The following is a 22610-nucleotide window of genomic DNA, read 5'->3' on the forward strand; positions in this document are numbered from 1 at the left end:
CGTCGTAGTCGATGCGATGGTCTGGGGTGGTCGGCAGCAAGGGCAGTTGCAACAGCAGGTCACGTGATGGCCGTGTGGTGATGGGTTCCGATGCCATGGTCAGTAATCCTGTGGCCGCAAGATAGTTGTTACCGACCTGTCCCATTCCGTGATGATCCAAAGCCTGACGGGATGATCTTTGCTCCCGATGTTGAATGCGCTTAGGACGCGCTCGCAGCCAAAGGCTGCCCGCCAATTCACGTTGCGATCTTCGGCGCACAGTTCCTGCCAGTCACCCGTTTGATGGCGATTCAGCAGTTGCGGCACGGAGACGCCGTGTTTTTGAATCAGTGCCAGTGCCGCAGGGGTGGCAACGACATTACCCAGCGAAAACAAAGCTGGCGGTTCGTCGCAAATCTGGTCGGGGCGAAGGTGGTCAAGCGTGGTGCCCGGCATCGGGGGTAGAGGTTCGGTCTTCATGGCTGATTTCCTTGTTGGGGTTCAGCCGCATGAGCGCGACGCCAGAAACGACAAAAGGCCACGACGTATGCCGTAGCCTTTTGGTTTGGATGAATTGAATGTGCCCGCGACTCACGCGGCGCGGCCTACCGCTGCCAGCGTGGCTGGCGGTGCCGTGCCATCACTGTAGCCATCGGTAGCTTCGGTTGTCCAGTTCGATGAAACTTTGCGCGGGATGCAGGCAAATTTTTACTTGGGGGACAACCCATTCGGTTGTTTTACTCCAGCACAACATATTGCTAGACGGTAAGTTCTGGGAATATGAACTTAATAAGGCCGTGATACCGAGAGTCCCCAACTGGCGGCTTTATGCCTTGCTTGATGAGTGCCCGATGTTGGGCAACCTTCGCCTTCCATTTGCCTGACTGGTCATCCTCGCGGATGTCGTCTGCACGTTGAAACACTCTGACACCTGTCCAGAAGTGTTCAAGGTATGGATTCATCTTTTCTCGGTCTCTGCCGGGAAGTACTATGTGAGCAACTTCGATCAAATTTTTGTAAGCCCACCCAAAGGGATACCCAAACTTCAATGAGAAAAGCGCATTGATAATTTTACTGGGCAACATTCCCGGGTGCTCTGGAATGAACTGTCCCAATTCATCCATTTCTGCCGCTAAATCTGTCCATTCATCTAAATCCAGAATGGAGTGACCAACCCAATTGCACCATTGATGATGAAAATTTGCGCGAACTTCTGAATACCGTCGGTCTTGGCGAGCTTTGTATTCTGCAATCCGTTGTTGTTCTATTATGTAGAGTGAGGCTGCTTCCGCCCGCATGATTTTTTCGCGTTCGCCGTAAAAATCATAGAAATACGACTGTTGTTTTGCCTGGCTCAAGGTAAGCTGGTCGAACCCAATCAATTGCTGTTGCAGGTCTGACACTTCCTGTCCCGTCAGGGGTTCGCGCCATATGCACTTGAGTACAAACTGGCCCCTTTCGCCAGATGCACGCACGGTTTCAGCATTCACCAGAAATGCATTCTGATTATTGTTGTAGAAAACGTCATCTTGCGTGAGCTTACGCATACCTTCATCGAAGTTTGCGAAAATCCAAAACAGCAGTGCGCCTTCTTGCTGATAGAACATTCGTCGTTCCGCAATCACGTTCAGATACGTGGACGACAATTGCACTTCAAACGCAACAGGTAATCCTCGATACGTTGCACGAATATCGGGGCGACGATATTCAGAGGTCAACCTTCCCTTCCAGCGCCCCTCCACCACGACTTCGCTGAATTTGTTGTCAGCGACCAAACACTGGCGAATCCACTCCTTCATTTGCTTGTGCAACTGGCTCTCTTTTGCTCCGTTGTACCGAATCGCATCAATCTGTTCTTGCGACAATAGATTGCGCGTTTGAATCGGACAACCTTCATTTTCTGTCGAGTGTTTGAAGTAAAACTTACGCTCAAAATGCATGCAATTCAGATAGAGGCCGACACCACATAACGGGCAGGTGTATTTCGGTGCACCTGATGCGACGCTCTCGTACAGTTCAGTTCGCAGGCGTATCGCTGCATCGTACTTAGAGCCAATAGCCTGGTTCGCAGATACAACTGAACCGTTCAGCATATCCATCACCACGGATATTTTTGGATCTTTGACCGCGTACGACACAGATAAACTTCTTGACTGTAATTCGGAGCTAGGCGACTTCAGCTTGTACGTCTCGTTGACCCAATACGCGACGGGAAGTTGTGCGGCTGCGCGTTGTCCTTGCCGGACGCTCATTCAGCGTTGACAGAATCTCATGGGCTAGTTTGCCCAGTGCGCAAGCCATTAGCGGCGGAACTGCATTACCGATCTGTTTGAGTTGTTGCCACTCGCTACCAACAAAGATAAATCCATCATGAAAGGATTGAAGGCGAGCGGCCTCACGCACCGTAATCCAGCGATTCAGATTGGGATGAATCCATTCACTCATATCTCGGTGCATTTGTGCCAAGATGGTATGCGATGGTTTGTCTGGGTGTAAGCGACGCCATTTTTCAGGTCGTTTGTTATCCCAAATTTCTTTTGGCAAACTATCTGCCTTCTTTCCTGGCTCCAGCAGTGATATCAGATGTGCACGTCGCTCCTGAATCTCCTTCGTGTGATGGTTGTGGAGTTGCATCGGATCGCGCCCCAAGCCACGTTTCCGTTTGTCGGCTTTGGAGTAGTGTGAACCGTCATAGTCGAGACGCATGTCCTTTTGAAATGCATTGGGCTTGCGGGTCTTGGTGTATGGCATTACCTCCCCGCTATGTACGATTTCGCTAGGCAGGTCACCGAGTGCCTCGCCTACAGTTACTGCGCGATCTACTCGCAGCCCCGCCAAAGTCGCATTGCAATATGCTTCCAAGTCAAATGGAAATTTATCTTCGTCGCGAGTTCCGATAAAGATTACCCGTTGCCGGGTTTGAGGCACGCCGTAATCGTCGGATGACACTCGCAGCATTATCGTATTGCTGTATCCAAGCTCAGCAAATTCTTCCAATATAAGTTTTTTGAATTGCCCCTTATTCATCAACGCGAGATTTGGGACGTTTTCCATTAGGAAGACGCGTGGACGCAGGGTTTGTACAACTCTTGAATACTGCTTGTAGAGCTCATTTCGCTCGTCGTCAGGTCGCCTTGCGCCGATCTGACTAAACCCTTGACACGGTGGTCCGCCAAAAACGAGGTCAATCCTCTCAAGTTTGTACCGCTCAATGTGGTCGTTGTCGCGTTCAAGAAATCCATGGACATCTTGGTCGAAGAGGGGGGTCTTAGGGAAGTTGTGACGATAGGTTTGGCATGCAAACCTATCGAGTTCAACGGCAACTTTCACGTCAAAGCCCGACTGTTCGATCCCTTCGCAGAACCCCCCACACCCAGAGAAGAGCGAAACGGCTGTTGGGGCCGGGTTGCTAACCGGCGGAATTTCGTGACTCATAAGCAGAGAGCTAGGCATAAATTTGCTCTTAAAAATTCAAAATGTGACTCATAGTCCGTGGGATGATAGTCTTCATCTTTGTACAGTAGAGCTGTGAAATTATCCAGCTTTTTTGGTCTTGCGGTGCGACGACATCGCCAACTTCTTCGCCTGAGTCAAGAAGAGTTGGCCGCTCGTGCTGTGATTGATCGAACGTACATCAGTGGTGTTGAGCGTGGCGTGCGCAATCCGACCTTGGATGTCATGGAGCGCATCGCTGCCTCCCTTGGCGTCGGACTGGATGTCGTATTTGCAACTGCCCGAGAACTCAGTGCCGAAAGGGAGAACGAGTAGTGCCTTATGACTTCCAGCATGCGGCTGTGTGCCCAACATGTCCTCACGGTGTCTGCTTTGAGGACCGTAGACAAAACCCCGTACCAGGGCGTGATACAAAATTCAGATTCCGGCAGCAAACGGCGATGCAATGCACATTCGGAGAATTTCTGCCGGGTGCGGAGAGTGATCCTGAGCCCAATCGATCCTTCGAGGAGTATCTAGGGACTTTCCGAAATAACGCGCTGGCCGCTGGGAATTTGCTTTTTGGTTCTGCGTTTGACGTTAAAAGTTCAGCAATTGCCAAGGTCGAGGGTGACGTTTTCGAGTTACTGGAGGCTGGTGCCTTCTGGAGTGCTGCATCCGCTTGGAATAAATACATGGATAGCGGAGATTGGATCTCTACTGCCTTCACATGTCCGGCTGGTTCTGTGCCGACGCCAACCCGAAAGGTTGCAATCGTAAAGCTGCCTAGGGGATACGATGCAACCAAACTGTTTCGGCCAGAGGTAAGAGGTAGTATCCAGGCCCATGAACATGCGTTGAAGCTTCGTGGAATGGAGCTGGGCTTATCTTCGCCTGATATTGTCGGCGTGAGATTGCCTCACCCACTACCGGCAGAATTGCAAATATTTATGCAGCCAGTTGCCAGCCTCGGAGAGGCAGATCAACTGCTGCTGGAGGATGCCCACAAACTTTTGGAAGACAGGATCGAGGCAACCGGCTTTCTATTTGCGGTGGCAGTCAAGAGAACTACAAGAAGTGATCGGCTTTATCAGCCTCTTTTTGAAGCCAACGTTCTCAAATATTTGATTGAGAATGTTCTGCGTGGAGCAGCCTTTCGCTTTTATGCCCATCTGAATTCCTTTGCTGGAGCGGATGTTGAAGGACACTACAGGGCTGCCTCGCTGATTTCGCTTATTAGAGGTGGTACCCCGACAAAAGCAGTTGATGTTCTGTATTTGGCTACGCATCCACGTGCAAGTGCGCAGTCCATCTTGGATGATTTGCCATTGTTTCCCCTTTAGTCACTAAAGCGCGGTGATCCGCGAGATTTTTGGGGCAATATCTGCACCTGATGTCAGTAAGCTCCTTCTTGTCGCTATTCATCTGGGCATGACTATCTCAGTGGGCAGTTGTCGCTATCTTCGGCCGCCCCATCACAATATTCCAATCCATCCCCTGAGCATGGAACTTGGCACTGTCGATGTTGTACGCAACACCCTTGATCTCGCCTGTGGTGTCGTCAGCGTAGAAGCGGATCGTGCCGCGCCCAACACCTTTAAAGTTTGGGCTGGCGATGGTGCCGTTTTCCTTGCCGCGGGCTTCGTTCTCATCGCGTAGCCCTGCATCGCTGACATAGCGAGTGTCGTCCCGACTCTTGGCCTCCTGTGAGGTGTCGATGATACGCACCTCGTACTGAGTGCTGTTCCAGGCATAGGGCAAGCGGGATTTGACTTTGACCGGAGCTTCGTCCACGAACAGGATGTGCCCGGCGGCAGTGTGCCCCTTCGTGTTCACATACAGCCACGCCACCACGTCGCCCGGCTTCAAGTCCGTGACCTTGGTGATGCGCTCGAAGGCTTCACCCTTTTCGATGCTGGGGTGGTAGTCATAGATGCTGTGCCGGGTCTTGAACTTCATGGACTGCATTTGTTCCAGCACACCACTCTTGGTGCGCCGGAGCATGGATTCCACAAAGCCAGTGCAGTCGGTGTGAACAATGTAATCCGTTGCTCCTTTTTCACCGGGCATGCGCACCATCACCTGAGTATTTGAGTACTCGTTGTTCTCCTGCTTGGTGTTGGTCACGAAATCACGGGCCAGCTGGAGGTGTTTGGGTACGCCTTGCGCCGTGGCAGTTCCTATCGACAGAGTCAGAATTGCTATCACCAAAGATGTGCGACCCGAAAACCGAGTCATGGCTTGACCTTCACGGCTTTCTCCACCGACACCAGCTGTTCTTTGTCATCATCGAACCGCCCCGTGACCGTGCATGCATCGTCCTCCTTACAGGCGGCAAAGAGCTTCTTTGCAATGGAAGACCTGGAGCCAAAGGAGTAGCACTTTTCGTTCTTGCCTGCACCGACATTCAGGCAACTGTCTGCCGTGCCGCCCTTGACCACGCCTGTCAGCGTTTGAACGGTAGGCGCCGATAACGCCGGAAGAGTGACGACAGCCAAAGCAACTGTGGTGATGAATCGGTTCATGGTTCTTTTCTTTCTGAGGTTAATAAAAATTTCACATTGCCGCGACAGCGGGCTACTCCATTTCGGCGGGCATCTTGGCGGCCGTACCGGACTTCAACAGGTAGATGCATTCATCCCGCAAACGCTTGTTGCTAAAGGTCAGCGTGTTGGAGCCAAACTCCCCGGCGATGTGCAGTTTGTTGCCGTCCTCGCGCGTCATCTGCGCGACCTGCGCCAGCGCCACCGTGGTCAAGGCAGGGTGGAGTGTCGGAAAAGTGAGCGTTCCAGCCTGGTAGTCCACCACCACGCCCAGCAAGCAAGCCGACTGGGCATTGAGTAACCGCTTTGTGACCAGCCACCCGGCGTAGGCAGCCACGGCAACAACCGGCGCGTAGCCAGCGTGGCCCTTGAACGTCCACATGGCAAGGCTGTACACCCCGGCAAGCACCAGCAGGATGCCGAACGTCGCCACAATCAGGATGGGCGTATGCGCCATCAGATCATCAATGCGTTTGGCTTGCGGGTTCGCCAAGTACTGCTTCTTGAGCTTGCGGTACTGGAAGTACGACAGCAGCGCCGTCACCGCCAAGACGGGGAAGAACTGCGAAACCAGATTGTCATTGTTACGGGCTTCTTTTTCTGAACGCTTGGACACGAATGAACCTCCTCTGTGGGTGAATGAATCAAGAAACACTATCCGTTTGGTGAATGCGCAAGTTTGCCAGAAACAAACTGATAGTTTGTGGACTTATAGTGGGTCGAAATCGAGACTTCAGGGCATGTCTCGTGTTGTCGTCAACAGGCCCCAACCCCTCGAACCGCAGTTCGCCAAGGAACGCGACCGGGTGCAGGCTGCGTTTGGGAAGCGAGTACGGGAGTTCCGCACTGAGCGGCAATTGACGCTGGAAATGCTGGCCGAGAAAGCTGACCTGCATGAAAACTACGTTGGTGCTGTGGAGCGCGGTGAGCGCAACTTGAGCCTGTACAACGTCTGGCGGCTGGCTGGTGGGCTGGGGCTGCCAGTGGCTGATCTGGTACAGGATTTGCCTACGCGCAAGGGCAAACGTTAGACCACGCTGCTGACTTCGACTGGAGCGAGCAGGAGGCGGTTGCACTCGTCGACCTGCGAGAGACGGAAACACCGGCCAGTCGAAAAACGCAACTCCAACTGCCACTCAATGGTCTGACTGTCCCGGACTAATTGAGGCGGCTCCACCAGCACATCCCCTCGCATCGGCAGTTCCTGGTCGAAGTGATGTGACCAGTGTGCGCCTGCGGTGATGGGTAGCCAATCCTCCAGGTCGCAGACTTCGCATGCGCTGGCCCGGAACTGTAATGCCGCTTGCGCACCTCCGAAGCAACCGAAGACGCTGCCATGGGGATACAGCAAGTAGCGCATGGGGCAATAGCACAGCAAAGCATGGCGCTCGCACTCCAGGGCAATGGCACCAAAGTGCGCGTGCCCCGACTGTTTCCGAATCAGCAGGTCGTTCGATGCGGGGTCACAGATGCGCAGCGCCTTAACCGTCTGGCCTTGCAGCGTGGGAAACAGGTAAGGCCCGCGCATGGCTTACTTCCCGACCTGCTTTTGCATCTGCGTCACGCCGATGAACCACGCCGGGGGTAACCCAGCCAAATCCGCCATGCCGACACGCAGATGCAATCGGCTGTCAGCATGGGGGTACGGGTCAACGACGTAAGGTTGCGCAGTCTTGCCGTCGCTGGCCGTGTTGCGGTGGTAGACCGCACAGCGGCCCACTTCCCAATCGGCGTCGTAGGACACCATGACCAAGGCGACTTCCGGCAAATCGGCATAGCCCTTGGAACATTCTTTCCAAACAGTGGCGACAAGTCCGTGAGCGGCGAGCAGCTTGGCGATCATGTCGCCGTCAATCCACGGAAAGTACGGGCCAGTCTTGGGCAATCCCATGGTCTCTGCTTGTCGCATGATCGAGTCCAGCGTCTTGCCGGTCAGGGTGGCAATGGCGGCGAAGGTGTCGTCATGCCGGTCTTGCTGGGCGACTCGCTTGAATACGGGTTGAAATGGGGTCGATGTGGTGGGTGTGGTGGCCATGAAGGCGCTCCTGTGCGTAGGTTGAAAATGACGCGCACGGCAAAGCCAACCCAGTCGATGACCGAGCCTCAGAACAAGAATGGGGTGTGAGATTGCTCTGCTGATCCGCAGAGACTGAGAGGGAGTGCCGCGTGCACAGCCAGCCGCGTGCCGACAACATCGGGTTTTGTCGCGGTGGCTTTTTTAAGCTAATCGCTTTCGCAGCAAAGGATCAACTGGTTGCTGACTTCGCCAGATTGATGGTCTAGAAATGACCGGAGGGGTGGGGTGGCGGCAGCGCGGTGGACGGATCAGACATCCTTGCTGTTCAATCTCTTGTCGCAGGCTAGCGTTTGGCTTCCGTTTCGGAAGTTTTGGCGATAGAATACGAGGCTCTGCAGAACGCAGTTTTGTGGGTAGTGCCGGTGTAGCTCAGTCGGTAGAGCAGCTCATTCGTAATGCACTGCTCACCACCTGAAAAAACTCATCAGCATCAACAACTTAAGCGCCACCTCCGTGGCGCTTTTTTATTGCTTGGCACACTCATGGCACAACGCACATGCAGGGCCAGGAATAAGCAGGATCGTCGAATTCGTCGCACGCCATGTCCCCTGAACTCACACGCGTGAAGGGAAAAACACATGGCAAGCATTCGAGAACGCATCGACGCCTCCGGCAAAAAAAGTTACCACGTCCAGATTCGCCTGAAGGGCTTTCCGCCTCAGACGCAGACCTTCGACAGCAAGTCCATTGCCAAACAATGGGCTCAGCGCGTTGAAACGGAGCTGCGCGAAGGTCGCTACATGCCTCACGCCGTTGCCCAGCGCCACACCGTCAAGGAGATGCTGGAAACCTACCGCGATCGCGTACTGACCCCGCTCAAGCCGAAGCGGATTCGTGACCAAGGCCAGCAATTGCAGTGGTGGATCGACAGGATTGGCCGGTACAGCCTGGCGGACATCACGCCGGCGATCATCGGCAAGTACCGGGACGAACTCCTGGCCACCACGTTCGGAAAGATCAAACCAAAGAAGTTGGCTCCGGCAACCGCAGTCCGCTACTTGGCGGTGCTGTCGCACGCCTTCAATGTAGCGGTCAAAGAATGGGAATGGCTGCCTGAGTCGCCCATGGCCAAGGTCAAAAAGCCCAAGGTTGCCAACGGGCGCGTACGCTACCTGACCACCGACGAACTGGGCCGCCTGCGCACTGCCACAGCCCTGTCGGAGAACAGATACCTCGCCGCCGTGCTGGAAGTTGCCATCGCCACTGGCATGCGCTACAGCGAAATCATGAATCTGCGCTGGCGGGACGTTCTGCTCGACGAACGGGGCCAGTGCAGCCTAGCAGTTCTTGAGGAAACCAAGAACGGCGAGCGTCGTGGCGTACCACTGACGGGCAGCGGTCAAAGTGCCTTGGACGCACTGAGGCAAGCTCACATGAAAACCAACGATGGCAGGGTCAACAGCGGACTGCTCTTGTTCCCCAGTAGTACCAAGAAAGACAAGCCAGTCGAGCTGCGCAAGTCCTGGGAAACTGCCTTGAAACGCGCCAAGATCGAGAACTTCCGTTTCCACGACTTGAGACACACCACTGCCAGCTATCTGGCCATGGAAGGTGCCACTGGCCCCGAAATCGCGGAAGTGCTGGGGCACAAAGACTTGCAGATGGTCAAACGCTATGCCCACCTCAGCAAAGCCCACATCACCGGGGTGCTGTCGCGGATGAACCAATCTCGGCTTGGTGACCCTAGCGATGCGCCTCCATCATCGGCGACAGGACGACCAGCGCATCACGACAAACCGGACTCGGGCAGCGATTAAACGTATCTGAGCAAGGCGTCGCCGATGCATGTCTTACTGAGCCACCATGACGCAGCAAACAAAGCGACGAGTGAGATCAGCCTCCCTCGTCGCTGTGCCACGACAAGTTGCGAGTGCAACCCATGGCGCCCTCACGCTACTGATACCTTGGGATGCGACTGATGCCGCTTCTTCAAGGATGCCGAGATCTTGGCCTTGGTCTCTGCTGAGAGGTGGCGGTCTTTAAGTGCTTCGCTGATCTTGTGTCGAGTTTCAGGCGCGAGGGGGATACCCATTTGCTGCTGTGTGCGCCTCCAGATGCCCGTCGCCTTGTTGATTTCTGCGTCAGACAGATACAAGTCGGCACCGTCAGCAAGGAGCGAGTTCAGTGCCTTGATGGAGTACTTTTTCATGGCTTCACTGTTTGAGGGAACAGCGTTGAAATCATGTCATCCCGGCGAAGCCTGAGAATTTCGTCCATTGCAGTTTCATACTCATCAGCTTTGAAGAGTGGCGCCCGAAGGCCCTCTGCTACATAGATGATGTTTGCGTTTTGCTTCCATGCCTCGCCGCAAAGACTCAAGATAAGCGCCTCACTGATCGGAACACTTTGGAAGCTAGGCCTGCCATCAGCTACGTCCACCAGCAAAATGGGGGAAACCGATGTCGCAGACCGCGGGCAGCCTTCAAACTGTGGGCGCAGAAGAGCCTCCTTCCATTGCCGAGTCTCATGCATCCAGAAGTGGCATTCGTAGGCCTTGGTGGTGCGGAGTTCTCGAATGTCCTGGTTGCTCGGGGAGAGGTTTCCCATTTTCTTGAATTCAAGAAGCGTATCGCCGTAGTCGCTGCATGCCGCGACCGATCTAAGACATGGCGCTTCGATGGAGATAAGGCCGGGCCCGAGTGCGGCGCCGGTTTGATCCAAGGCCGTCGCCTCGATAAAAACTTTATTCTTCTCAATGATGAACGTGAAGCCTTTGATATAGGTGTTCATGGTCTAACCTCGATGGTGTTGGACGCTCGCTGAGCGTCCTGGACATGGGGAATCACTGCATCGCCGTCGTGATAGGCGATGCGTGGCCAAAATGTCCTGGGTCAGACTCGAACCGTGGAAGGCCCTAAGCGTCGAATGCCGGAATATCGTGCTTGGGGTAGGCGCGAATAAATACCCAGAACGATGTTCCGGCTATTGCTGCGCGTACCAAACAGATAAATCATGGCCAACCGGCGCTGAGCAGATAGTCCCGAAGGACTTGGGTCTCTCAGCCAGCGATGAGATCGCTGCATCTGTGCTTGACGCTCTGGTCAAGCCGTCGTGGGGCGAAGTTGTCAGCTGCTGCTGGCTTCACTGCAGGGTGTGAACCTCTGCACGTCGATTTCCGCCGACGCCCGGTCTGTGGTTAGAGGCTAAGAGTATCCACGAATCACACAGCGAATGCAATGCCATGTGCCGATACGCCTTTCGGTCATCAACATCAACAACCACGAGGCCACCGCAAACACCCACATCGTCCCTCTGATAGCCGACATCAACAGCGCCCCAGAGGGACGGACACGTTTCATACATTGCTGGCCGCGTGCGCAACATGTGGACTGCGACAGCACGACGACTGTTTTGATAGGATATGCCCACGCAATCCACGGTGGAACTCTCCTTCATCTTGGCGCGTGGTCGCAATTGCTCTGATTGCGATAGAGCCCGTGCCGTTCTGGCATGGCGTTCGCCGCGAGGGATTTTCTCTCGTTCATTGACTTCGACTCTCACTCTTACTTCAAACAACAAGGCCTCCGGGTAGCAACCCGCCGAGTGCTTTGTCTAACCGATTGAGCATGGTGCTCGATCCGGTACTTATCAACCACTGCCTAGCAGCGGATGACGAGTTTTGTTGTGAGCGTGATCCAGTCGGAGGAGCAATTCCTTCCATTGCCCAGCAACAAGCGTCACCCGGCAATAGAACCGCAACACGCAAAGGAATTGATTTATGAACAAGACGCCTATCGCCCGCAAGTCCCAAGAGGTCAAAGTCCCTCCCCTCTCCAGCACAAGCCCCCGCCAGCCGAGGCTGCCACTCTCTGTTCAGGGGATTTCGCAACTGCTACGCAAAAGCGACGACAACTCTCAGCAGGACTTCGGCACCTCCATGGAATGGACAGTCGGCAGAACACCTTTTGTACTCTACTGCTCCGAGCATGACCCACAAGGCATGATCCAGCATGCAGTTGCGGCGACTCAAATCACCCACAAGATGCTCTGGCAGGAGCCCGGCTTTCGCCGAGACAGTCAGATCGCTTTTGTAATCGAGGGCGTCGGGTCATTTGAAGTCAGTCCACACTCAAACTCCGAGGAGATCGAAGTTTTTATGCATGCACAAAGTGCCTGCATGAAAATTCAATTGCCGTCTCCCGACCTGTGGCCGTCGCTAGGGCTGGCATGGCTGCTGCGTCCGCCCACGAGTTACAAAACTGCGGAGTTGGCGAACTACATGACCAAACACCCCGTGGCTCGCCTGCAGGGCCCTTTTATGGCAGGTGGTCGGTACACCAGTTGGCATGCCGCCGTGGCACACGCAGGCCTTGCGTTTGAAGGATGAGGTCTACTGTGCATGCCGGTGCCCCATGCTGGTGCGTGCAGAGACTCGGTGCCGTAAGCCTGCCCGAGTGCAGGCTTACGGCACCCCACTGTGCCACTGGCACAGTGCCAGAAAAGCAAAAAGCCGCACTGGGCGGCTTTTAACTTGTTGATTTTATTGGGATTTTGGTGCCGGAGAGATGAATCGAACACCCGACCTTCTCATTACGAATGAGCTGCTCTACCGACTGAGCTACACCGGCGTTAGTCGAAAATTATAGCGCTTTTTCGTCCGCTTCCAGGTGATAGCGGGTTATGCGTTCGACTTCGTTCTTGGAGCCGAGAACGACGCTGACGCGTTCGTGGAGCTGGGTAGGCTTGATATCCAGAATGCGTTCACGACCATTGGTGGCCATGCCACCGGCTTGTTCGATCAGCCAGCTCATCGGGTTGGCTTCGTACATCAGGCGCAGTTTGCCGGGTTTGAGCGGCTCGCGCTTGTCCCAGGGGTACATGAAGACGCCGCCGCGGCACAGGATGCGGTGCACGTCAGCGACCATGGCGGCGACCCAACGCATGTTGAAGTCCTTCTGGCGTGGACCTTCCTTGCCGGCCAGCACTTCGTCCACATAGCGCTTCACGGGTTCGTCCCAGTGGCGCATGTTTGACATATTGATGGCGAACTCCTTGGTGTCTTCTGGGATTGTGACGTTCTCTTCGACCAGTAGGAAGGAACCTTGCTCGCGGTCCAGCGTAAACATGGCAACGCCGTCGCCCACGGTCAGCACCAGTGTGGTCTGGGGGCCATAAATGCAGTAACCTGCGGCTACTTGCTGAGTTCCGGGCTGGAAGAAGTCGCTTTCGTGAACGCCGGGGTGGCCTTCAGGCTTCTTGAGTACGCTGAAGATGGTGCCAATCGACATATTGATGTCGATGTTGGACGAGCCGTCCAGTGGATCAAACATCAGCAGGTATTCGCCCTGGGGATAACGGTTGGGCACCACGTAGATGCCTTCCATTTCTTCCGAGGCCATGGCTGCCAGGTGGCCGCCCCATTCGTTGGCTTCGATCAGTGTTTCGTTGGCGATGATGTCCAGCTTCTTCTGCACTTCACCTTGCACGTTTTCGCTACCGGCCGTACCCATGACGTCACCGAGTTCGCCCTTGTTCACGGCAAAGCTGATGCGCTTGCAGGCGCGGGCTACCACTTCCAGCAGCAGGCGCAGTTGGCCGGGGATGAGGCCGTCCACGCGTTGCTGCTCGACCAGGTAGCGGGTCAGGCTGATGTTCTTTTTCATGGTTCAACTCCTAAAAATACGAGCAGATGCTTGATGGGGACTGCATCTGCTGATGATCTGCATTTCGGCTCCCCTGGCGCGAAGCGCCTCAGGGGGGCTGGTCAGTCCGCCAGCGCGCGGGTAATCACCTCGCGCACATCGTTGGACAGGTCGGTCTTGGCGGCTACGCGCTCAAGGGCTGTGCGGGCTGCGGCGCGGTAGGGCTCGGGCAGCTTTTTCCAGCGGTCCATCACGCGGGTGAGACGGGCGGCAACTTGTGGGTTGAAGCCGTCAATCTCGATCACGCGATCGGCCCAGAAGGCATAGCCGGCGGCGTCGGCGCGGTGAAAGGCACCCGCGTTGTTGCAGTAGCTGAAGATCAGGCTGCGTGCGCGGTTAGGGTTCTTGATCTGGAAGTCAGGGTGCTTCATCAGCGCCTGAACAGCGGGCAGCACATTGCCGCCGCGGTCGCTGGCCGCACCTTGAAGGGCAAACCATTTGTCCAGCACCAGTGCATCGTTCTTGAACAGCGCGTGGAAGCGCTGCAGTGCCTGCTCTGCCAAGGGGCTTGCGCTGTAGACCAGAGCAGCCAGAGCGGCCATGCGGTCGGTCATATTGCCTGCATCTTTGCAGCGTTGGTAAGCCTTGCCGGGCCAGATGGTGTCACCAGTCTGGACAGCGTTCAGGCACAACATGGAGAGCGCGCGACCGGCGAGGGCGCGGCGGCCTGCGCTGACATGGTCAGGCGTGTAGGCACCGGTGTCGCGGTTGGATTCCCATGCAGCTTCCCATGCAGGTAGCAGCGAGGAGGCCAGTTGCAAGATCATGGCTTCGCGCACGGTGTGCACGCGTTGCGGGTCGACCTCGGCCAGTTGCTCAGCGATGTAGCTCTCGGATGGGAGCGTGAGCACCAGGTCCTTGAACGCGGCGTCCAGCTTGTCGTCTTGCAGCACGCGGCGCATGGCCTGGACAAAATCTGCAGGCAGAATTTCAGTGCCAAATTGGTCGTTAGCACTTTCTGTATCTGCGGAGGCTGCTATGAACTTGAGAGCGTAGCGCAGGCCCAGACGCTGGCTGGCTTCCCATTGGTTGAATGGGTCGCTGTCGTGTGCCAGCAGGGTCAGCAAATCGGCATCGCTGAATTCGCAGTCCAGTACCACGGGGGCGCTGAAGCTGCGCAGCAGTGAGGGCACAGGGGCTTCTGGCACGTTGGCGAAGACAAAGCTTTGTTCGGCTTCGGTCAGCACTAGCATGCGACTGGTGCCTTGAGCGGCTTCCTCGCTTTGTAGTTGCAGCGCAATGGCTTGACCGGCAGCCGTGAGCAGCCCCATCTGCACGGGAATGACAAAAGGCAGCTTTTCGCTCTGGCCCACGGTGGGGGCGCAGCTTTGCGATAGCGTCAGCGTGTAGGTCTGCGCGGCAGCGTCGTACTGGCCCACGGCCTTGAGCACGGGAGTGCCGGCCTGGCTATACCAGCGGCGGAACTGCTGCAGATTCTCGGCCAGGGCCGATTCGGGGTTGGCATCGGCAATAGCTTGCGAGAAATCGTCGCAAGTTACCGCTTGGCCGTCATGGCGCTCGAAGTACAGCTTCATGCCCTTGGCAAAGCCTTCGCGGCCCACCAGGTTGTGCTGCATGCGCACGACTTCAGCCCCTTTTTCGTAGATCGTGACCGTGTAGAAGTTGTTGATCTCGATATAGCTGTCGGGGCGCACGGGGTGAGCCATGGGGCCGGCATCTTCGGGGAACTGCACGGTACGCAGCACGCGTACATCGTCAATACGCTTGACGGCCCGGGCCGATGCGGCACCCGCCATGTCCATGCTGAATTCCTGATCGCGGAAGACCGTGAGGCCTTCCTTGAGCGAGAGCTGGAACCAGTCGCGGCAGGTGACGCGGTTACCCGTCCAGTTATGGAAGTATTCGTGTCCGACGACGGACTCGATATTGGCGTAGTCGGTATCGGTGGCCGTAGCCTGGCTGGCAAGAACATACTTCGTGTTGAAGATGTTCAGGCCCTTGTTCTCCATGGCGCCCATGTTGAAGTCGCTGGTGGCAACGATCATGAAACGGTCCAGATCAAGGCTCAGGCCAAAGCGCGCCTCATCCCATGCCACAGAGTGCATGAGCGAGTTCATGGCGTGCTCGGTCTTTTCCAGGTCGCCGGGGCGCACAAAGACCTGCAGCAGGTGCTCGTTGCCCGCGCGGCTCTTGATCTTTTGCTCGCGGGCGACGAGGTTGCCTGCGACCAGTGCAAACAGGTAGCTGGGCTTTTTGTGCGGATCGACCCACTTGGCAAAGTGGCGGCCGTCTTCCAGATCGCCGGACTCCACCAGATTGCCGTTGGACAGCAGCACCGGGTACTGGGCCTTGCTGGCGCGCAGTGTGACGGTGTACATGGCCATGACATCAGGGCGGTCCAGGAAGTAGGTGATACGGCGGAAACCTTCTGCTTCGCACTGCGTGAAGAACGTGTCCTCGCTCACATACAAGCCCATGAGCTTGGTGTTCTTGGCCGGGCAGCAGGTGGTGAAAATCTCCAGCTCCACAGGCTCATGGCCTTCGGGCAGGTTCTCCAGCACCAGTTGGTCGCCATCCATCTTGAACGAGGTTCCACCACCATTGACCATGACACGGGCCAGATTCAGCTCGTCACCATCCAGGCGCAGAGGCTGGGCCGTCACATCGGGGTTGCGGCGCACGCGCATCTTGCTCAGCACGCGCGTCTTGGCAGGGTCCAGATCAAAAGTCAGATCCACCGTGTCGATCCACCAGGCCGGAGCCTCGTAGTCGGCGCGGTAGATAGCGGTGGCCGGGGCTTGCCCGTCACGCAGTTGCAGCATATCGATTCCTTTCGAGGATCAGAGGCCTTGCTTGAGCGAGGCTTCGATAAACACATCCAGATCGCCGTCCAGCACCTTCTGGGTGGCCGAGACTTCGACGTTGGTGCGCAAGTCCTTGATGCGGCTGTTGTCCAGCACATAGGAGCGGATTTGATGACCCCAGCCCACATCGGTCTTGGTGTCTTCGAGCTTTTGCTGCTCTTCTTGGCGCTTGCGCATCTCGTAGTCATACAGACGCGAGCGCAGGCGTTGCCATGCCACATCGCGGTTGCTGTGCTGCGAGCGGCCATCCTGGCACTGCACCACGATGCCTGTGGGCATGTGTGTCAGGCGCACGGCAGAGTCGGTCTTGTTGATGTGCTGACCACCAGCGCCAGAGGCACGGTAGGTATCGGTACGCACGTCAGACGGATTGATGTTGATCTCGATGGAGTCATCAATCTCGGGGTAGACAAACAGCGACGAGAAGCTGGTGTGGCGGCCGCCGGACGAGTCGAACGGGCTCTTGCGCACCAGGCGGTGCACGCCGGTTTCAGTGCGCAGCAGGCCATAGGCGTACTCGCCTTCAATCTTGATGGTCGCGCTCTTGATGCCGGCCACATCGCCCGGAGTCTCTTCTTCGACTGTCGCCTTGAAGCCCTTGCGTTCGGCGTACTTCAGGTACTGACGCAGCAGCATGCTGGCCCAGTCACAGGCTTCGGTACCACCGGCCCCGGCCTGGATGTCGATGAAGCAGTTCAGCGGATCGGCCTCGCCACCAAACATGCGGCGGAATTCGAGTTCTTCGATCAGCGGCTTGAGCTTGGCGGTTTCGGCTTCGATGGTTTCAAGGCCGGCGTCATCGCCTTCTTCCTTGCTCATCTCGAACAACTCGGCGTTGTCCGCCAGCTCGGCGGTGAGCTTTTCCAGTGTCAGCACGACGTTGTCGAGCGACTTCTTTTCCTTGCCCAGCTCCTGTGCCTTTTTGGGATCGTTCCAGACGGCAGGGTCTTCCAGCGAGGCGTTTACTGTGCGCAGGCGTTCGTATTTAGCATCGTAGTCAAAGATACCTCCGGAGATCTGCCGTGCGCTCGGACAGATCTTGGAGGGTGTTGCCGATAGAGTTGACGCGTTCTGCTTCCATGGTGAATCCGTAGTGTTCTTGTTGATAAATAACTGCTGATTTTCTCATGCCAAGGAGCTGCGGCGATGCAATGGCCTTTGAGAGGGTTTTTACAGCGCCATTCGTGCGGCATTTTCAGGGTCTGCAGCGTTTGTAACAGCTGCATCACTTTTATTCATGAGTGCCGTTACCTTGGGTAACAAATCCTGCATAGAATTCTCAAAGCCTTGTTGAAGGCGTCTTTTCTGAATGGTTTCACTGCCTGTCTCTGCGCCTGCCGGTATCCGGCCTCACTGGTCGTCGATCTCTTACCCCTCCCCCTCATGACATTCTTTCGCAATCTCAAGCTGGCTCATAAGCTGCTGGTGTCTTTTGTGTTTATCTTGCTGATCAGCGCGGTATCTGGCCTGTACGGGCTGGTTCAGATGGAGCGCGTCAATGCCACGGCCACCGATCTGACTCGCCAGTGGCTGCCCGCTGCGCGCACCTTGCAGGACATGCGCTACCAGCTGCAGCGCTACCGCTCGCAGACCATGCAGCATGTAATTGCGCAGACGACCGAGGAAATGGCGGAGTATGACAAAAGCATGCCCAAGCTATGGAGTGAGCTGCTGAAGAACCAGCAGGATTACGCCAAGTACATCAAGACCGATAAAGAACGCGCGCTGCTGGCTGATGTGGGCAAGCAGTTGCAGAGCTATGCGCAGCAGACGGCCAAGGTGGTGCAGTATTCGCACCAGTTGCTCAGTGACGACGCCGGCGAGATTTTGCGTGGTGATGCGCTCAAGATCGTTCTCCGCATTAACGCTCAGATTGATGAGCTGGCTGAGATCAATGCGCAGGCCACCGAAGCCGCCAATCAGGCGGGCGACGATTTGTATGGCGCTGCCCGCTGGTGGGTCATCGCGTTGCTGCTGGGCGCCATGGTCACGGGTGTGACTCTGGCCGTGCTGATTGCGCGTTCCATCTCGCGGCCGCTGGAATCTGCAGTGGAGTTGGCGCAGTCTGTGGCGAAGGGTGATCTCAGCGGCCAGATCACAGTGCAAAGCAAGGATGAAATCGGCCAGCTGCTGCAGGCGCTCAAGGATATGAACACCAGCTTGCAGCGTATCGTGGGTCAGGTGCGTCAGGGCACGGACTCCATCGCCTCGGCCAGCAGTCAGATTGCCAGCGGCAATCAAGATTTGTCCTCGCGTACTGAAGAGCAGGCCAGCTCGCTGGAGCAGACTGCGGCTTCCATGGAAGAGCTGACCTCTACCGTGCAGCAAAACGCGGGCAACGCCCAGCAGGCCAACCAGCTGGCCGCCGCTGCATCGCAGGTCGCCGTGCGCGGTGGTGCCACGGTGGCGCAGGTGGTGCAGACCATGTCTGCCATCAATGATTCGTCGCGCAAGATTGTGGACATCATTGGCGTGATTGACTCCATCGCCTTTCAGACCAATATCCTGGCGCTGAATGCGGCGGTGGAGGCTGCTCGTGCAGGCGATCAGGGGCGCGGTTTTGCTGTGGTGGCGTCTGAAGTGCGTACGCTGGCCCAGCGCTCGGCAGAGGCCGCCAAGCAGATCAAGCAGCTCATTGATGACTCTGTCGCCAAGGTGCAAGAGGGCGGCAATCAGGTCGGTGAGGCGGGCAGAACCATGGATGAAATCGTGATGAGCGTGCGCCGTGTCACCGACATCATGGGTGAGATCTCGGTGGCCAGCCACCAGCAGACTTCGGGCATTGAGCAGGTGACGCAGGCCGTCACGCAGATGGACCAGATGACTCAGCAGAATGCCGCGCTGGTGGAAGAAGCCGCTGCAGCGACGGACGCCTTGCGCGGACAGGCTGCCGCACTGGCCGAGACCGTGAGCTTCTTCAAGCTCGATACTCAGGCGATTCCGGCTCTGGCACCGGCTGCCCATTTTCGTCAAGCACCCGTGCGAGTGACGGCATCTGCTAAGGCCCGGCCTGCTATCAAGCCTGCTGGTAAAGCGACAGCCAGCCCTGTGGCGTTGTCCGCCAGCAAGCCTGTTGCCAAACCCAAACCTGTCAGCACTGTGGCGGGTGACGATGAATGGGAGACTTTTTAAGGCCGGAGCCGAGGGCTTGCGAATCTAGCGCAGCAGCCGCTTGCGGCGCAGCGCGCTTCCATAGCTCAAAACCCAGTTCGCTGATGAGCGCAAGCATCAGCGCGCTGTGGTTCGGGGCCAGGCCGGTAACGATGCGCTCTCCCTGGGCACGCTTCATCGGGCGCCTGTAGCAAGCCGGTCTGGCGGGGTTGATGCTATGAAAAGAGAAGCTTTTTGCGCTTGATTGATATGGACCTTGAATAGTTTTATAGGTGAATTCAATGCAAATCAAGCGCAAGCAGCTTGCTGATTGATAGCGACAGGGCCAGCCAGCAAAAAAAGAAAACCCCGCAGCGATTGGCTTGCGGGGTCGCTCTCAGGCGCTGGCTGAAACTTAGCCGCCGCGTGTTACAGGCACTTCAGCGTTCTTACCGTAGCTGCCGTATTTGCCCAGTTCCCACTTGGCAATGGCGTTGCGGTGGACTTCATCCGGGCCGTCGGCAAAGCGCAGGGTGCGCGCCGCCGCGTAGGCATAGGCCAGAGGGAAGTCATCACACATGCCGCCGCCGCCGTGCACCTGCATGGCCCAGTCGATAACCTCGCAGGCCATGCTGGGTGCGACAACCTTGATCATGGCGATCTCGGTGCGGGCCACCTTGTTGCCGGCCACGTCCATCAGCCAGGCCGCTTTCAGCGTCAGCAGGCGGGCCATGTCGATCTTGCAGCGCGCCTCGGCAATGCGTTCTTGCGTCACGGTCTGCTGGGCCACGGTCTTGCCAAAAGCCGTACGGCTGCTGGCGCGCTGGCACATCAGCTTCAGCGCACGTTCGGCCAGACCGATGAGGCGCATGCAGTGGTGAATGCGACCTGGGCCAAGGCGACCCTGGGCGATTTCAAAGCCACGGCCCTCGCCCAGCAGGATGTTTCCGACGGGAACACGCACGTTTTCAAAATACATCTCCATGTGGCCGTGGGGCGCATCGTCATAGCCCATCACGTTCAGCGGGCGAACGATGCGGATGCCCTTGGCATCGGCCGGGATGATGATCATGCTCTGCTGAGAGTGTCTTGCAGCCTCGGGGTCGGTCTTGCCCATGGTGATGTAGACCGCGCAGCGTGGGTCGCCTGCGCCGGAGATCCACCACTTGTGGCCGTTGATCACGTATTCGTCGCCCTGGCGCTCAATGCGGGTGCAGATATTGGTGGCGTCAGACGAGGCGACTTCAGGTTCGGTCATGGCGAAGGCCGAGCGAATCTTGCCTTCCAGCAGAGGCTTGAGCCAGCGGTCTTTCAGCTCGGCACTACCGTAGCGGGCAATGGTTTCCATATTGCCGGTGTCAGGTGCCGAGCAGTTGAAGACTTCAGAGGCCCAAGGCACGGCACCCATGATTTCGGCCAGCGGTGCGTATTCCTGATTGGTCAGGCCTGCTCCGTGGTAGCCCGATGCCTCGGCGCTGTCTACGGGCAAAAACAGGTTCCACAGGCCGGCGGCCTGGGCCTTGGGCTTGAGCTTTTCAATGGTCTCAAGTGGCGTCCAGCGCTTGCCGGCGGCGGTGTTGGCCAGCAGCTCGGCGGCATAGTCTTTCTCTGCCGGGTAAATGTATTCATCCATGAACTTGAGCAGGCGTTGCTGCAGGTCCTTGGTCTTGGGCGCGTAGTCGAAGTCCATGAGTGCTCCTTATTGTCTGACGAAGAAATGTCGTGGTTAAAAACTTAGCTGCGCTGTGCGAAGGACCAGGCCAGCTCCGCCATGGGGCGGGCGGTGTCGCCAGAAGCCTTGGCCTGGGCGCTGGAGGCCGTTCCGGCTTCCACGCGCTTGGCAATGCCTTGCAAGATGGCCGCGATGCGGAACATGTTATAGGCCAGGTAAAAGTTCCAGTCGTGGTGCAGCGTGGCGATGTCTTGCAGGCCCGTGCGTTCGCAGTAGCGGCGGATGTAGTCGGCCTCGGCAGGGATGCCTAAAGCGGCAATATCCAGCCCCGCAATGCCACGGCCCAGCTCGGCCGGGATATGCCAGCTCATGCAGTGGTAGCTGAAGTCGGCCAGCGGGTGGCCCAGCGTGGACAGCTCCCAGTCCAGCACGGCGATCACGCGCGGCTCGGTGGGGTGGAACATCAGGTTGTCCAGCCGGTAGTCGCCATGCACGATGGAGACGTGGCTCTCATCCCTGGCGCTGGCGGGCATATTGGCGGGCAGCCATGCCATCAGCTGGTCCATCTCGGGAATGGGCTGGGTGACGGAGGCCACGTATTGCTTGCTCCAGCGGCCGATCTGGCGCTCAAAATAGTTGCCGCTCTTGCCGTAGTCGGCCAGACCCTGATCGGCAAACTTCACGCTGTGCAGGGCCGCAATCACGCGGTTCATCTCGTCATAAATCTCGGCGCGCTGCTCAGGCGTCATGCCGGGCAGGGACTGGTCCCAGAGTACGCGGCCTTCCATGAACTCCATGATGTAGAAGGCGCGGCCCATGATGGACTCGTCCTCGCACAGCGCATACATGTGCGGCACGGGCACATCGGTGCTGGCCAGGCCCTTCATCACGCGGTACTCGCGCTCAATTGCATGGGCCGAGGGCAGCAGCTTGGCCACCGGGCCGGGCTTGGCGCGCATCACATAGCTTTTGCCGGGGGTGACCAGTTTGTAGGTGGGGTTGGACTGGCCGCCCTTGAACATCTCCACCTGCAGCGGCCCCTCAAAGCCCTGGACATGCTGGCGCAGCCAGGCGGTCATCGCCTCGATATCAAAAGCATGCTGATCGGACACCGCGCGGGTGCCGACAAAATGGTCAAAAGTGCTCATGCTGTCTCAGTCCTTTGTTCGATTTGTGATGGGCAAGGCGCAGCCCGCCGCGCCGCACGAAAGGTGCAGCGAGCGAATGCGTAAAAGGGGGAGAGTTGCCGCAGAACGCGGCAAAGAAGCGAGAAGAAAGCGGACAGTGAAAACTGGCGCGATCCAGGCCAGAGACATCAGGCAAGGGCCGCCCCGCAGCGAAGATGTCGTC

The 22610-nt window shown here is 57.0% G+C and carries 21 protein-coding genes and 1 tRNA gene; 6 read left to right on the forward strand and 16 right to left on the reverse strand.

What is annotated here, in order from left to right; genetic code table 11:
- Nucleotides 1–99: 99 nt before the first annotated feature.
- The 3 genes from HF327_RS14795 to HF327_RS14805 form a co-directional block, all read right to left on the reverse strand.
- A complete protein-coding gene (locus HF327_RS14795) occupies nt 100–459 on the reverse strand; it encodes a hypothetical protein (RefSeq protein WP_236024209.1) in 360 nt (119 codons plus the stop codon).
- 278 nt (nt 460–737) lie between these two features.
- Nucleotides 738–2117, reverse strand: a complete 1380-nt coding sequence (locus tag HF327_RS14800) for a DUF6035 family protein (RefSeq protein WP_198460901.1) — start codon at nt 2115–2117, stop codon at nt 738–740.
- A 28-nt stretch (nt 2118–2145) separates the two neighbouring features.
- A complete protein-coding gene (locus HF327_RS14805) occupies nt 2146–3432 on the reverse strand; it encodes a DNA cytosine methyltransferase (RefSeq protein WP_198460902.1) in 1287 nt (428 codons plus the stop codon).
- A gap of 105 nt (nt 3433–3537) precedes the next feature.
- Here HF327_RS14805 and HF327_RS14810 point away from each other — a divergent pair, with 105 nt between their 5' ends.
- Together HF327_RS14810 and HF327_RS14815 are read left to right on the forward strand one after the other, a co-directional pair.
- A complete protein-coding gene (locus tag HF327_RS14810) occupies nt 3538–3747 on the forward strand; it encodes a helix-turn-helix domain-containing protein (RefSeq protein WP_328701859.1) in 210 nt (69 codons plus the stop codon).
- Between the two features lie 125 nt (nt 3748–3872).
- Nucleotides 3873–4754: a Cfr10I/Bse634I family restriction endonuclease gene (locus HF327_RS14815; protein WP_198460904.1), complete on the forward strand. Its 882-nt coding sequence runs from the start codon at nt 3873–3875 to the stop codon at nt 4752–4754.
- A 97-nt stretch (nt 4755–4851) separates the two neighbouring features.
- Here HF327_RS14815 and HF327_RS14820 read toward each other — a convergent pair whose 3' ends face one another.
- The 3 genes from HF327_RS14820 to HF327_RS14830 are packed head-to-tail and all read right to left on the reverse strand — an operon-like array spanning nt 4852 to nt 6570.
- Nucleotides 4852–5649 carry a hypothetical protein gene (locus HF327_RS14820; protein WP_198460905.1) on the reverse strand — a complete coding sequence of 266 codons (798 nt, stop codon included), beginning with the start codon at nt 5647–5649 and terminating at the stop codon, nt 4852–4854.
- A complete protein-coding gene (locus HF327_RS14825) occupies nt 5646–5936 on the reverse strand; it encodes a hypothetical protein (protein WP_198460906.1) in 291 nt (96 codons plus the stop codon). Before HF327_RS14825 ends, HF327_RS14820 begins: the two co-directional genes overlap by 4 nt.
- A 52-nt stretch (nt 5937–5988) precedes the next feature.
- A complete protein-coding gene (locus tag HF327_RS14830) occupies nt 5989–6570 on the reverse strand; it encodes a hypothetical protein (RefSeq protein ID WP_198460907.1) in 582 nt (193 codons plus the stop codon).
- Nucleotides 6571–6694: 124 nt separating this feature from the next.
- Between HF327_RS14830 and HF327_RS14835 the strand changes: the two genes are divergently transcribed.
- Nucleotides 6695–6985, forward strand: a complete 291-nt coding sequence (locus HF327_RS14835; RefSeq protein WP_198460908.1) for a helix-turn-helix domain-containing protein — start codon at nt 6695–6697, stop codon at nt 6983–6985.
- Here the strand turns inward: HF327_RS14835 and HF327_RS14840 are convergent.
- Together HF327_RS14840 and HF327_RS14845 are read right to left on the reverse strand one after the other, a co-directional pair.
- Entirely contained in the window at nt 6982–7482 is a 501-nt protein-coding gene (locus HF327_RS14840) for a hypothetical protein (protein ID WP_198460909.1), read from the reverse strand. The two genes, HF327_RS14835 and HF327_RS14840, sit on opposite strands and share 4 nt — an antisense overlap.
- Before the next feature lie 3 nt (nt 7483–7485).
- A complete protein-coding gene (locus HF327_RS14845; protein ID WP_198460910.1) occupies nt 7486–7989 on the reverse strand; it encodes a hypothetical protein in 504 nt (167 codons plus the stop codon).
- Nucleotides 7990–8609: 620 nt separating this feature from the next.
- Here HF327_RS14845 and HF327_RS14850 point away from each other — a divergent pair.
- A complete protein-coding gene (locus tag HF327_RS14850) occupies nt 8610–9788 on the forward strand; it encodes a tyrosine-type recombinase/integrase (RefSeq protein ID WP_198460911.1) in 1179 nt (392 codons plus the stop codon).
- Between the two features lie 131 nt (nt 9789–9919).
- Here the strand turns inward: HF327_RS14850 and HF327_RS14855 are convergent, their stop codons facing one another.
- Nucleotides 9920–10180 carry an NUMOD3 domain-containing DNA-binding protein gene (locus tag HF327_RS14855; protein ID WP_198460912.1) on the reverse strand — a complete coding sequence of 87 codons (261 nt, stop codon included), beginning with the start codon at nt 10178–10180 and terminating at the stop codon, nt 9920–9922.
- Entirely contained in the window at nt 10177–10761 is a 585-nt protein-coding gene (locus HF327_RS14860; RefSeq protein ID WP_198460913.1) for a hypothetical protein, read from the reverse strand. Before HF327_RS14860 ends, HF327_RS14855 begins: the two co-directional genes overlap by 4 nt.
- 988 nt (nt 10762–11749) lie before the next feature.
- On the opposite strand from HF327_RS14860, the gene HF327_RS14865 reads away from it, so the two are divergent.
- On the forward strand, nt 11750–12358 hold the full coding sequence (locus HF327_RS14865) for a hypothetical protein (protein WP_198460914.1): 609 nt from the start codon (nt 11750–11752) through the stop codon (nt 12356–12358).
- Nucleotides 12359–12523: 165 nt separating this feature from the next.
- Here HF327_RS14865 and HF327_RS14870 read toward each other — a convergent pair.
- The 4 genes from HF327_RS14870 to prfB all read right to left on the reverse strand — a co-directional run bounded on the left by HF327_RS14870 (nt 12524) and on the right by prfB (nt 17579).
- Nucleotides 12524–12599 (reverse strand) — tRNA-Thr (locus tag HF327_RS14870).
- Nucleotides 12600–12611: 12 nt separating this feature from the next.
- Complete coding sequence (locus HF327_RS14875; protein ID WP_198460915.1) at nt 12612–13634, reverse strand: class 1 fructose-bisphosphatase; 1023 nt, start codon at nt 13632–13634, stop codon at nt 12612–12614.
- Between the two features lie 101 nt (nt 13635–13735).
- Entirely contained in the window at nt 13736–16456 is a 2721-nt protein-coding gene (pepN, locus tag HF327_RS14880) for an aminopeptidase N (RefSeq protein WP_198460916.1), read from the reverse strand.
- 18 nt (nt 16457–16474) lie between these two features.
- Nucleotides 16475–17579, reverse strand: a protein-coding gene (prfB, locus tag HF327_RS14885) for a peptide chain release factor 2 (RefSeq protein ID WP_198460917.1) whose coding sequence is annotated in 2 segments (ribosomal slippage) — nt 16475–17497 and nt 17499–17579 — 1104 coding nt in all. Because the reading frame shifts where the segments join, the coding sequence is not laid out codon by codon here.
- A gap of 302 nt (nt 17580–17881) precedes the next feature.
- Here prfB and HF327_RS14890 point away from each other — a divergent pair.
- Nucleotides 17882–19630, forward strand: coding sequence for a methyl-accepting chemotaxis protein (locus HF327_RS14890; protein WP_198460918.1), 1749 nt, complete (start codon nt 17882–17884; stop codon nt 19628–19630).
- A gap of 373 nt (nt 19631–20003) precedes the next feature.
- Here the strand turns inward: HF327_RS14890 and HF327_RS14895 are convergent, their stop codons facing one another.
- Both HF327_RS14895 and HF327_RS14900 read right to left on the reverse strand, forming a co-directional pair.
- Nucleotides 20004–21278, reverse strand: coding sequence for an acyl-CoA dehydrogenase family protein (locus tag HF327_RS14895; RefSeq protein WP_198460919.1), 1275 nt, complete (start codon nt 21276–21278; stop codon nt 20004–20006).
- Nucleotides 21279–21322: 44 nt separating this feature from the next.
- A complete protein-coding gene (locus HF327_RS14900) occupies nt 21323–22408 on the reverse strand; it encodes a phosphotransferase (RefSeq protein ID WP_198460920.1) in 1086 nt (361 codons plus the stop codon).
- Nucleotides 22409–22610: the final 202 nt, after the last annotated feature.

It is taken from the genome of Comamonas suwonensis (genome assembly GCF_012844455.2).
GTDB lineage: Bacteria > Pseudomonadota > Gammaproteobacteria > Burkholderiales > Burkholderiaceae_C > Comamonas > Comamonas suwonensis.